General features: G+C 66.1%; 11 protein-coding genes, 1 tRNA gene and 1 pseudogene. 8 read left to right on the top strand and 5 right to left on the bottom strand.

What is annotated here, in order from left to right; translation table 11 throughout:
- Positions 1 to 5: 5 nt before the first annotated feature.
- Positions 6 to 971 carry a phosphate/phosphite/phosphonate ABC transporter substrate-binding protein gene (locus tag A5733_RS14695; protein ID WP_142254004.1) on the bottom strand — a complete coding sequence of 322 codons (966 nt, stop codon included), beginning with the start codon at positions 969 to 971 and terminating at the stop codon, positions 6 to 8.
- Between the two features lie 178 nt (positions 972 to 1,149).
- Between A5733_RS14695 and A5733_RS14690 the strand changes: the two genes are divergently transcribed.
- From A5733_RS14690 to A5733_RS14680, 3 genes are all read left to right on the top strand, one after another.
- Positions 1,150 to 1,875, top strand: coding sequence for a GntR family transcriptional regulator (locus tag A5733_RS14690; RefSeq protein WP_142254003.1), 726 nt, complete (start codon positions 1,150 to 1,152; stop codon positions 1,873 to 1,875).
- A gap of 153 nt (positions 1,876 to 2,028) precedes the next feature.
- Positions 2,029 to 2,703, top strand: coding sequence for a hypothetical protein (locus tag A5733_RS14685; RefSeq protein ID WP_076240649.1), 675 nt, complete (start codon positions 2,029 to 2,031; stop codon positions 2,701 to 2,703).
- Between the two features lie 57 nt (positions 2,704 to 2,760).
- A complete protein-coding gene (locus A5733_RS14680) occupies positions 2,761 to 3,654 on the top strand; it encodes a hypothetical protein (RefSeq protein ID WP_076240648.1) in 894 nt (297 codons plus the stop codon).
- A 175-nt stretch (positions 3,655 to 3,829) separates the two neighbouring features.
- Here A5733_RS14680 and A5733_RS14675 read toward each other — a convergent pair whose 3' ends face one another.
- Positions 3,830 to 4,447: a maleylpyruvate isomerase family mycothiol-dependent enzyme gene (locus A5733_RS14675; RefSeq protein WP_067767076.1), complete on the bottom strand. Its 618-nt coding sequence runs from the start codon at positions 4,445 to 4,447 to the stop codon at positions 3,830 to 3,832.
- A gap of 3 nt (positions 4,448 to 4,450) precedes the next feature.
- Complete coding sequence (locus A5733_RS14670) at positions 4,451 to 4,936, bottom strand: MarR family winged helix-turn-helix transcriptional regulator (protein ID WP_067767074.1); 486 nt, start codon at positions 4,934 to 4,936, stop codon at positions 4,451 to 4,453.
- 474 nt (positions 4,937 to 5,410) lie between these two features.
- On the opposite strand from A5733_RS14670, the gene A5733_RS14665 reads away from it, so the two are divergent.
- Positions 5,411 to 5,665 (top strand): tyrosine-type recombinase/integrase, encoded by a 255-nt coding sequence (locus A5733_RS14665; RefSeq protein WP_231965612.1) that lies wholly within the window; start codon positions 5,411 to 5,413, stop codon positions 5,663 to 5,665.
- On the opposite strand, the gene A5733_RS27945 is transcribed toward A5733_RS14665, so the two are convergent.
- Together A5733_RS27945 and A5733_RS14655 are read right to left on the bottom strand one after the other, a co-directional pair.
- Positions 5,662 to 5,997 (bottom strand): MmpS family transport accessory protein, encoded by a 336-nt coding sequence (locus A5733_RS27945; protein WP_231965610.1) that lies wholly within the window; start codon positions 5,995 to 5,997, stop codon positions 5,662 to 5,664. The genes A5733_RS14665 and A5733_RS27945 overlap by 4 nt on opposite strands.
- Before the next feature lie 418 nt (positions 5,998 to 6,415).
- A tRNA-Gly gene (locus tag A5733_RS14655) sits at positions 6,416 to 6,489 on the bottom strand.
- 321 nt (positions 6,490 to 6,810) lie between these two features.
- On the opposite strand from A5733_RS14655, the gene A5733_RS14650 reads away from it, so the two are divergent.
- From A5733_RS14650 to A5733_RS28150, 4 genes and pseudogenes are all read left to right on the top strand, one after another.
- The gene (locus tag A5733_RS14650; protein WP_076240647.1) at positions 6,811 to 7,992 is read left to right on the top strand and encodes a hypothetical protein; all 1,182 of its coding nucleotides are present in this window, start codon (positions 6,811 to 6,813) and stop codon (positions 7,990 to 7,992) included.
- Between the two features lie 16 nt (positions 7,993 to 8,008).
- Positions 8,009 to 8,575, top strand: a complete 567-nt coding sequence (gene dcd, locus A5733_RS14645) for a dCTP deaminase (RefSeq protein WP_076240646.1) — start codon at positions 8,009 to 8,011, stop codon at positions 8,573 to 8,575.
- Between the two features lie 375 nt (positions 8,576 to 8,950).
- On the top strand, positions 8,951 to 10,267 hold the full coding sequence (locus A5733_RS14640) for an ammonium transporter (RefSeq protein ID WP_076240645.1): 1,317 nt from the start codon (positions 8,951 to 8,953) through the stop codon (positions 10,265 to 10,267).
- Positions 10,268 to 10,487: 220 nt separating this feature from the next.
- Positions 10,488 to 11,636, top strand: a pseudogene (locus A5733_RS28150) (hypothetical protein); the annotation flags it as partial.
- Positions 11,637 to 11,695: the final 59 nt, after the last annotated feature.

Here is an 11,695-nt window from a genome sequence, read left to right as displayed (position 1 = left end):
GGTTGTCAGCCCTTGCACTTCTCGGAGCCGGTGACATCGCAGACGTGACGTACTCCGTCGTAGTCGGCATCCTTGGCCGGTGCGAAACCCCAGGCGCGTTCGTCGGTCATCCGGCACGCGTCACCTTGGCAAAAGCCTTCTGCCTCAAGGTTGGCCACGTTGGCCTTGTCGGTGAAGATCGTCTTGAGTTTGTCGATGGCCGCGCTGCCCAGCGAGTCGTTGGCGGCGGCCACCGAGCCGGCGATCATCTCCGATTTCCAGATGGTCTTGAGTTGGCCGGGCTTGAGATCGCCCTTGGCGACCATGGTCTTGTCGACCATGGTGTCGAACGCGAAGCCGGCGTCGCAGTCACCGTTGGCGATCGCGAGGGCTGAGGAGTCATGTCCACCGGCGTAGATCGGGGACATGGCCGAGGAGATGTCGGCTTCGGAACCGGACTTGATCACGCCGGCCTCGATCAGCCCGGCGGTCGGGTAGAGAAATCCCGAGGTGGATCCGGGGTCGACGAAGCACACCTTCTTACCGGCAAAGTCCTTGAGGCCGTTGATGTTCGATTCGTCGGCGCGGGCCAGCCCGTAGGACTGGTAGCCGGGTTGGGCGCCCGGCTCCTGGATCACCGCACCGACCGGGGTGATCTTGGCGCCGTTGACGCCGGCCACCACGTAGGCGAACGGTCCGAAGAACGCGAGGTCGACGTTGTCGGCGATGATTCCCTCGACCACCCCGGCGTAGTCGGAGGCCTGGACGAACTCGGCCTTGGCGCCGGTCTCCTTCTCCAACAGCTTGATCAGCGGTTCGTAACTGGCCTTGAGATCGGTGGAGTTCTCGGCCGGGATCGCCGCCAAGGTCAGGGTCTGTGGAAAGCCCTGAGCGGTCGTGGCCTCCGAGCCCTCAGAACTTGAGCACCCGGACAGTGTGAGGGCGGCGCTGGCGGCGACCGCGGCAGCTGCGGTACAGGCGGTGCGGAACATCATGGCGCGCGGGACCTTTCGGGGTGGGAACGATTGACGGGCAGGGCCCCGCGGACGGGGTTCTGCCACGCCCCACACCCTGTGGGTTGGTCTATACCAACTGGTGCACCGAAGGGGGCCGCGAGGTTAACAACATTGAACGTCTTTGGTCTAGACCAAAGCTTGCTACGGTGAGCGGGTGTCCGCGAGTGCAGAACCCCGGGTGCTCAAGCATCAGGTGGTGCGCGCCCAACTCGAGCGACTGCTCGATGATCTGGCGGTCGGTGACCCGTTCCCGGCCGAGCGGGAACTCGCCGAACGATTCGACGTCGCGCGCGAGACCGTCCGTCAGGCGCTGCGTGAGCTGTTGCTGGCCGGCCGCATCGAACGACGCGGCCGTACCACCGTCGTCGCGCGGCCCAAGATCCTGCAGCCGCTGTCGATGGGTTCGTACACCGAGGCCGCCAAGGAACAGGGCCGCAGCGGTGGGCGCATCCTGGTCGGCTGGAGCGACCTGACCGCCGACGACCTGTTGGCGGCGCAACTCGCGATCGAGGTGGGGGCGCCCATCCTGCAGCTCGAACGTGTCTTGACCACCGATGGCGTGCGGGTCGGGCTGGAGACCACCAAGTTGCCCGCCGCGCGGTATCCCGGCCTGCGCGAGACGTTCGACTACCGCGACTCGCTCTACGCCGAGATCCGCAGCCGCGGGATTCACTTCGAGCGCACTGTCGACAGCATCGAGACCGCGCTTCCGGACTCCCGCGAATCGGCACTTCTCACCGTCGACAGCCGCACGCCGATGTTTCTGCTCAACCGGGTCTCCTACGACCAGGATGGAGTGCCGATCGAGCAGCGCCGCTCCCTGTATCGGGGTGATCGGATGACGTTCACCGCGGTGATGCACGCCTCTGAAGCACGCTGAGCGCGGTCTTAAAAAGCCGGTTTTCCCGTGACCAATTTGTGACCTTTGACCTGCCGAAACACGCCGGCGGCAAGCTTGACAGGCGGTTAAGGAAACTCTCAGAACGGGGGAGGGGTTGCTGCAACCCGCCATAAGTGCCCGTATGGTGCCCGTGTGGGCCGACACGCATTAGCCAGCCCGCGGCGGCGCAAACTTCCGACCGTTGCGGCTGTCCTCGTCGCTCCGGTCGCTGCGTTCCTCGCCTCCGGTGCCGATGCTCATCCGTACCCCGCCAAAGAGTCCGCCAAACCAGCCGCGGCTCCCGCGCCCGAGGCGCCGCCCTGCTGTATGGAGATCGTGTCGGCACCGTCCGCGTCGACAGCCGTCGCCCAGACCATCGCACTGAGCGCGGCGCAGACGCAGCCCGGCACGGCCTCGCGCTGGCGCGTCATCAATATTCCGCAGCTGCTGCCCGTCGGGGTCGCCCCCGAGCGGGGTCTGCAAGTCAAGACGATCCTCGCCGCCCGCAGCGTCAGCGCGGACTTCCCGCAGATCCACGAGATCGGCGGCGTCCGTCCGGACGCGTTGCGCTGGCATCCCAACGGCCTGGCGCTTGACGTGATGATTCCCAACGCCAGCAGCGCCGCGGGCATCGAGCTGGGCAACCGGATCGTCGCCTACGCGCTGAAAAACGCCGACAAGTTCGCGCTGCAGGACGCCATCTGGCGGGGCACCTACTACACGCCCGACGGCGGTGCGCAGTCCGGCGGTTACGGCCACTATGACCACGTGCACCTCACCACCAAAGGTGGCGGCTACCCGACCGGCGGCGAGCTGTACCTGCGCTGAGCGTGTCATCAGCCCGCGGCTGAGGGATCGGCTTAAATTCCCCTCGTGGCGCGCAGAATGTCATTCCGCCGGGCCCGGTCGGTGATGAGCGCCGAAATCGCCGCCATCCGCCGTTCCGATCCCGACCTCGACCCCGGCGACATCGCCGGCTTCACCCTGCCCATCCTGGTGCGCGTCCTGGGTGTGGTCGTCATCGGGCTGGTGCCACTCCTGGTGGTCCGCAACGGCGACACCGAGAACGCGCGACTGGTCCCGGTGATCGGCTCGCTGGCGCTGGTGATCATCTGCGCAGCCGTGGTGGCCTGGATGATCTCGATCATCATCTCCGGGCTGGTGGTGATGATCCTGTATCGGACCTCGCCGTCGTCCTCCTCACGCCTGGTGGTGCGGATCCTGACCGACTCCTTCATGCGCATCGACGATTCCACGTCCGCGCTGACGCTGCTGGCGCTGTTGGCCGGGCTGCTGTCGCTGGCGTTCGGGCTGCCGACGCGCAAGGCGGACGAACTGGCCAACTCGGTGCTCGACGACCTGCTGGCCGCTCAGATCGGTGTGCTGTTGGTCGCGCTGGGATTCTTGTTCGTCGCCGAATCGATCCGCTCGGCCGCCGACATCGTCGACAACCAGTCGTTGCTGCTGGCCTGGCCCTGGGCGCTGATCATCGCCTCGCTCAGTTGGGTGCTGGCGACCGCCGCCGGACCATTCGAAGCCACCCGCATGCTGACGATCCTGCTGCACGAATGGTTGCCCGCCGTCGTCGACGGGCGGCCCAGTGCCCAGGTGATCGCCGAACTGGTACCGCCATCGGCGCGGTGGTGGGTGGCGTTCGGCCCGCTGCCGGTCATCGCCGCGATCTGGGCCTATGAGGCGTACCGGCGCGGCGGCTTCGTCGAGATCCGGCGCTTCTTCGAAGACGATGCACCGGTGACCGTGCCCGATACCGGGACATAGCTGATTCAAAGCCGGTGACGTTAGGTTTGTCCGCAGATCGAGAAGTGAGGACACACCATGGCCGGATCAGCACCGCCCGCACCGGGTTTCGTTGCGGTGGTGTGGGCGGGCGGCCTGGTGGCCTTTGCGCTGTGGGCGGGGACGCGGACTCCCGCCGGGGCTGACCGCGCTTGACTCAGTCGTCTTCGGCGTCGGGCTCAGGTTCGGGATCCGGCACGTCGCGTCGGCGCGCGAACATCATCACGATGTCGCGAATCGGGGCCTCACGCCGCGCACCCCACGACGGGCCCACGGTGAAATCGGCGTCCGTCGCGACGAAGTGGTAACCGGGGAGATCCCGCTGTGGGGCGAACGGAAACTTCATCTGCCACAGGTGTTTTGCCACGGCGACGGCCGCCTCGGTGGGCATGGCCCGATCGATGTTCAGGGGCACGCAGATGTCTTGCGTGTGCACCAGGAGATCCATCAACGGATCGATCTCCTTGGTCATCGGGGGACGCTTGCGTGAGCCCACCATGGCGCGCAGGCGCGCGGTGATGCTGGCCGGGTCGGCGCGGTCCTCAAGCGCCAACCGGCGCATCATGGCGTCGAATCGGAAACCTGATCTGAGCACTGCACGGATCATGTCCGCGCGGCTCAACTCGGTATGGGTGAGATGGACCGCGACGTCTCTCACAGTCCAATCCCGGCACAGCGACGGTGTCGCCCACTGGTCCGGCTTAAGCGTGTCGAGAAGATCGGCCAACTGCGCCCGCTGCTCGTCGACGGTGCGCCAAATCGCTTGAGAATCCATGTCTTACAGCGGGATCGGGCGATTCAGGTCGTCCGCGTCGTCGGCGGCGAGCAGTTCGTGGAAGTGGCGCAACGCCGAGGCGCACGCCGCACGCTCGGCCGGGTCGAGGCGGTCGAGCACCCGGCTCAGTTCCCGCCGGCGCCGGGTGCTGACCTGGCGGACCAGCTTGCGGCCCTGGCTGGTCAGCTCCAAGGTGACGACGCTGCGGTTGGTGGGATCGGAACCCCGGATCAGGTGACCGCTGGCGTCCAACCGGTCGGCAAGGCGCGTCACCGTCGAGCCGACGACACCGAGCGCCTGGGCGCACTCCGTCGAGGTGGAAGTGCCGCGCTCATGCAGGACGAGCAACAGCCGGAACTGCGGCAGCGAGATCTCCAACTGGTCCACACTGCGCAGGGCGACGCCGACCAGATCCCTGGTTGCCACTTCGAACGCCGACAGTTCGTCGACCGGTGTGCGGGTCATCTCGTGCTGCGGCGCGCTGCCCATCCCGCGAGTATCCCACGCAAAGCCGTGTGGCGGCTGTGAGTGTTCATCGTGTCCGCGGCCCAGTTGTGCAACGGATTTCACAATTTTGTGGAAGTTATTGGCGGGCACCGCTATTGGGTGAGTTGTCTCCGTCCTCGCCATCGCGCCGCTTTCTACCGCACGGCTGTGATCGCGTGCGGTTAACCGCCCTGGCGTCGAAAGCGGTGAACCTCGATTGCCGATGAGGACTCTCGCTGCCTCGGGCGGGCGGTATGGGGCGCACTGCGCTGTGACGAACGTGTCGGTTATCGGTGTGGAAGTGATCGATGTGCGACGAAAAGCTACACATTCGTCACAACGACCGCGGTGGTATGGCAAGCCCTGGCCGCGTTGACCGTTGCCTGCGACTTGCCGGTCAGCCGCGCTTACCTTGGCCCCAGCCAAAGCGGTCTACCGCCCCGCCGTGCTGCGTGCTAACCGGCTTGCCGGTATGCGGTGCTTCCGCCCGCGTTGGGGTTTCATGCACTGCGGCACACCTACGCCAGCTTGTGCGTTGCTGCCGGTATCCCGACAGTCAAGGTGAGCCGGTTCATGGGTCACGCGAAGCCGAGCACGACGGGAATCCATTTATATGCACCTGTTCGCCGACGACTACGCGGACGAGATGGGCGCACTTGGCGCGATGACACCCCGCGAAGCCAGTCGCAGCAGCGAACAACGTTGTGCCGATTCGCCGAGGCGGCTAGCTAGGCGTCACCCGCGTTTCCGATACAACTCGCAGATGCGAAAGGGCCGCTGGATGTTTGTTGCGCGAGCGTCTTGCCGTTGGCAGAGATTTCGCACGTAATCGTGCCGCCGTCAGAACCGTTGGTGGCGGTGAGCGTAACCGTCTTGCCCAGCCCATCAATCGTGACGTCCTTGCTCCACGGCAGGCTGGCGTCTGTCTCCTGGGCGGTGTTGAAGTCTCGACCGGAGTACGTGATCGCCACCGATTCGCCGGAACCGGTGACGCTGTAGGTAACCGTTACCTCGCGCTTGGATTCGTCATCAATGTTCTTCGCAACCCCGCCGATGAATGCCACGCACCCGCCGATCCCAAGGAACATGACAAGGCATATCCCGCCGAGGACCCACGGCCACACACGGCGTTTCTTGGGCGGTTGGTATCCGTACGGAGGCTGCGTGTAGCCCGGTGGGGGATACCCGGCATAGCCGCCCTGGCCGCCATACGGTGGTTGAGGCGGCACCGCGCCAGGCGCGTTCTGTGGCTCTTGGTTTTCGGGCGTCGGCTGAGTCACGATTCCCCCTGGCGATGCGATGACGACTGCCCAATGTAGGCGATTACCAGCGTTCTACGGGGCAGGATCCAGCTGCTCAGCAAAACGTAATCCCGATGCGTTCGGCGGTAGCGACTGCCCAAGTACGGGCGCAATGCGGGCACAGGCAGGTGGTGGAGCGCCGACAGTGCGACAGAAAACAGTGCTTGACCTGCTAAAACAGTGGAGCCGATGACGGGAATCGAACCCGCGTATTCAGCTTGGGAAGCTGATGTTCTGCCATTGAACTACATCGGCCTGGTGCTGACGAAGGATAGCAAGCCGGCCGCCGCGATGGGTAAGGCGGTGCGGCCTCGACCCGGTGAGTCTAAGAAATTGACGCTGGGAAAGCCCTACGTCGACTGCCGCCCCGTGGCGAAGGTCGCCGACGCACTCGTCGCAGTGCTGTCCAGTGTGGATCTTGAAGCCAGGCAGCCGGGGCGAAACATTCGGCCCACAAACATGATTGCCGATCGCGCCCCACCCTGAGAGTCGTGTAAATCCTCGGGCCGATGTTCTCAGGGCCCGTCGCTAGCGTCGAATCCCGTCGGGTCCGAATCAACCGAGGGATTTCAACGAATGGATGTTGTCATCGGTATTGCCATGACGTCGCGTGACGCCCGGCTGCTCCTGGTGGAGGGCAGCTGTGGTGACGGGGCGGTGATCGACCACGACTCGTTCGAGGTGGACACCCGCACCGGCGTCGAGCAACCGGGCTTCAGCGAGCATGTAGTCAGCGCGGTCCTCGGGACGTATGCCGCGGCTTCGGCGAATGGGAACACTGTTGTGCGCGTGGCGCTGACCTGGACCGACGCCGTCTCCATCGAGGCCAAGTTGGTTCTCGACTCCCTGCTCGAGGCCGGCATCACCAACGTCGCGGTGGCCCCCACCTCCGATGCGCTCGAAGCGGCCGCCGAGTACACGTGCACGACGACGGGCCGGGACTCGATCGCGCTATGCGTGGTGGAACCCGACGTGACGCTGCTGGCGGTGACCGGTGTGAGCGACGACGGGGCGCAACACATGCGTAGCCGCCTTCTCGACGGCGCGGATCAGGCCGCCACGGTGTTGGCGCTGCGCGGCGCCTGCGACAGCTTCGGTGAACCGATCGACGCCGTCGTCATCGCCGGATCTGACCCTGGACTGGAAAGCCTTGTGGAAGAAGTCAATTCGGTGATGGAGCGCCCGGTCGCACTCAGCGACGACGCGGCCTTCCTGATGGGTCGTGGTGCGTTGCTTGCCAGTGCGGGCACCCAACATCCCGAAACCGACGAGGCGACCGGGTCGATCTTCGTTCCCCGCGCCGCCCGGCTGGCGGTCGCGCCGGAACTGGATGAGCCTGACGCCGACGCACCGACACCCGCCAAAGACCCACTGGTCCGAACCCTGACGATGGTCGTGGTCACCGCCGTGTTGGTGCTGGCCGGTTCACTGTTCGTCGCGCTCGCCGTGGAAGGGGGCGACGGCGATCCGCCGCCGCAGGCGTCGAAACCGGCCGCGCGTGCCGAGCCGCTCCCGCCGCCCGCACCGGCTCCCGAAGCGCCGCCGGTGCTGATGCCGCCACCCCCCGCTGCGGCTCCGCCGCCGATGGCTCCGGCCCAGCCGCCCAACCCGCTGCTCGTCGCGGCGCTGAGTAACCCGCAGATCAACGCCGTCGCGCAGAAGGTGGTGCCACCGGCGGTGCATGCAGCGCAGACGCCCATCACCGTCCCGCACACCGACATCACGTTGCCGGCACTGACGGAGATGATCGGTAAGTAGCGGATACGCTCGTCGGGTGCTGCTCTCCGATCGAGACATCCGGGCCGAGATCGCTGCGAAACGCCTCGCCATCGAGCCATTCGACGATGCGCTGGTGCAGCCGTCGAGCGTCGACGTCCGCCTGGACAATTTGTTCCGGGTGTTCAACAACACCCGCTACACCCACATCGATCCGGCCAAGCAGCAGGACGAGTTGACCACGCTGGTCGAACCGGCCGAAGGCGAGCCGTTCGTGTTGCATCCCGGCGAGTTCGTTCTCGGGTCGACGCTGGAGGTGTGCACGCTGCCCGAGGATCTCGCCGGCCGGTTGGAAGGCAAGTCCTCACTGGGCCGGCTCGGATTGTTGACGCACTCCACGGCCGGGTTCATCGACCCGGGCTTCTCCGGACACATCACGCTGGAGCTCTCCAACGTGGCCAACCTGCCCATCACGCTGTGGCCGGGGATGAAGATCGGTCAGCTCTGCCTGCTGCGGTTGACCAGCCCGGCCGAGCATCCCTACGGCAGCGACAAGGTTGGCTCGAAATACCAGGGTCAGCGTGGCCCGACGCCGTCGCGGTCGTATTTGAACTTCGTCAACTAGCGAGCACCTGCGTGGTTTTCGACCAGAGGGTTGTGCTGAGTGTCGATCGGTAGCCCTGGGGTAGAAATCGGCGCGGCACGGTCGGGCGTTGGTTCATGTCTGCGTGGTTTTCGACCAGAGGGTTGTGCTGAGCGTCGATCGACAACCCTGGGGTAGAAATCGGTGGGCTGGGGTTGGGCGTTGGTTCTTGTCTGCGCCGCTTTCGACCAGAGGGTTGTGCCGAGCGTCGATCGACAGCCCTGGGGTAGAAATCGGCGGGCCAGAAACGCGCGCCAGAAACAGAAACAGAAGCCCAACGCACAGCGTGAGAAGTCAGAAACACGGCTGAAACACATCCGCCGCGCAGTTGAAACCCGCGGCCGACATTCTCGCCAAATGCACGAGATCGATCCGGCCGCCACCGCCTGGCTGCTCGCCAGCACTGCACTGGTCTTGTTGATGACCCCCGGCCTGGCCATCTTCTACGGCGGCATGGTGCGCACCACCGGCGTGCTCAACATGATCATGATGAGCTTCATCTCGATCCCGTTGGTCACCGTGGCCTGGCTGCTCGTCGGCTACAGCCTGGCGTTCTCCGACGACGCAGGCGGCGGTCTGATCGGCGGCCTGCAGCACTTCGGGATGCTCGGCATCACCCCGACCACGGCCCACGGCTCGGTGCCCGAACTTCTCTTCGCGACGTTCCAGCTGACCTTCGCCATCATCACCGCGGCCCTGGTCAGCGGGGCCATCGCGGACCGGGCCAAGTTCGCCGCCTGGATGCTGTTCGTGCCGGTGTGGGCGGTCGCGGTGTACGCCGTCGTCGCGCACTGGGTCTGGGGACCGGGTGGCTGGCTGGCCGGCCTCGGTGTGCTCGACTACGCCGGCGGCCTCGTCGTCGAGATCGTCTCGGGCTCGTCAGCGCTGGCATTGGCGCTGGTGCTGGGCCCGCGCATCGGGTTCAAGCAGGACGCCATGCGTCCGCACAATCTGCCGTTCGTGTTGCTCGGGGTCGGCCTGCTGTGGTTCGGCTGGTTCGGGTTCAACGCCGGCTCGGCGCTGGCCGCCAACGGCACCGCCGCGGCGATCTTCCTCAATACTCTGGTGGCCGGCTGCCTGGGGATGCTCGGCTGGCTGACCGTCGAACAGGTCCGCGACGGCAAGCCGACCACGTTCGGCGCTGCTTCGGGTGTGGTCGCCGGTCTGGTCGCGATCACGCCGTCGTGTGGCACAGTCAACACCCTCGGCGCGGTCGTGGTCGGTCTGGCCGCCGGCGTGGTCTGTTCGTTCGCGATCGGCCTGAAGTTCCGGTTCGGCTATGACGACTCCCTCGACGTGGTGGGTGTGCACTTCGTCGGCGGCGTGGTCGGTGTGCTGCTGATCGGATTCCTGGCCACCGAAGTGATGACCCAAGGCCCACAGGGCCTTTTCTATGGCGGCGGGTTGACCCAGCTGGCCAAGCAGCTGCTCGCCGCGGTCGTGGTGGCCGCTTACGCCTTCACGGTGTCCTACGGTCTGGCCAAACTGATCGATCGGTTCATGGGTTTCCGGCTCAGCCCGGAGGACGAGACCACCGGCGTCGACTTCACGCAGCACGCCGAGTCCGCCTACGCCGAGGGCGTGCACGGGCACCTGCCGCAGCGCCGGCCCGGCACGTTCGGCGGACATCTCGTGCAGCGCCCAGATCCGGCCGAAGAAGAGCCGGCGGGATGAACCGGTCGGCGCCATCTGTCGTAATACCGAGTAGTGTCTAACTAACCGGCGCCGGCGTGCACCAGGCCGTCGCGGTCCGACCGGAATCCAGCGCTGTAGCTAATACGTGCGGGTGTAACGATCGAGCAGGTTGCACCGATGAAGGTTCTAGTTGTCGGCTCGTGCGGAATGTGTGCGCAATGGCGACAACGACAGTGCAGCAAACACATTGGAGGGCTTGGTGGACATCGTACTGGGTGTGGCGATGGCACCTACGACGGTCCGCATGGTGCTGGTCGAGGGGGAGAAAGCCGACGGCGTCACCGTCGATCACGACGTCTTCGACGTGACCGCCGGTGAGGATTCGGCAACCGTCGGCGCGGCCGATCAGGTGCTCGCCGCGATCCTCGGGACGAAAGAGAGCGCCACGACGGGTGGGCACCACCTGAAGGCGATCGGCGTCACCTGGACCGACCATTCCGATGCCTCCGCCCTGCGTGACAAGCTGGCCGCTCACGGCATCGACGACGTCATGCTCGTCTCCGAGGGTCATGCCGGCGCGGCACTGGCACAGGCGGTCGGCCGAGCGGTCGGTTACGACACGACGGCCCTGCTGTTCATCGACCGTGACGCCGCGACGCTGTCGGTGGTCAAGACCGACGACGGCTCGGTGGTCAAGGTGCTGGCGCAGTCTCTACACAGCACCGACGCGATGGCCGTGCTCACCGACATGGCCGCCGCGGTCGAGGCGTCCGATACCGCGCCGGACGGCATGTTCGTTCTGGGTTCCGGTGTGGATGTCGCCTCGGTCAAATCCCACCTCGAACACCTGGTGTCCCTCCCGGTCAGCGCTCCCGACGAGCCGGAGATGGCATTGGCCCGGGGCGCGGCACTGGCCTCGGCCAATGCGCCCGCCTTCGAGGCGTCCACCGTCGGGTTGGCCTACTCGCAAGATCCCGACGGCACCACCGCCGGCAGTGCCTATTCGCTGGCCGGCCTGGCCACCGAGATGGCCCCGGTTGGTGCCGAACCGATCGACGGCATCGATTACGCCGCCGACGAGATGCCGCTGGAGGAGGAACGGAAACCGTTCCTGCTGGTCGGCAGCGCATTGACCTCGGTGTTCGTGGTGGGTGTTGTGGCCCTGGTCATTTCGCTCGCGGTGAGCATCCGGCCGACGGTCGATCAGCGGCCGTCTCCGGCGCAGGGCGCCGTGGCGCCGAGTGTCCCGGTGCAGCTGCCCGCGCCGGCGCCGCCGGCCCCGCAGGCCCAACCCGTCCAGCAGGCGCCGCCGCCGGCCCCGCCACCGGAGACCATCAAGGCGCCGATTCCGGTGGTCCAGGAAGCTCCGGCACCGGCCCCGCAGGCCCCGCCCCGCACGGTCTATGTCCTGTCTCTTATACACAACTGACGCTGCCGACGATCTTACGCGTGGAGATCTCGGTGGTC

Source organism: Mycobacterium sp. NS-7484, from assembly GCF_001953975.1.
GTDB lineage: Bacteria > Actinomycetota > Actinomycetes > Mycobacteriales > Mycobacteriaceae > Mycobacterium.
This window is presented reverse-complemented; position numbering and strand designations above follow the sequence as displayed.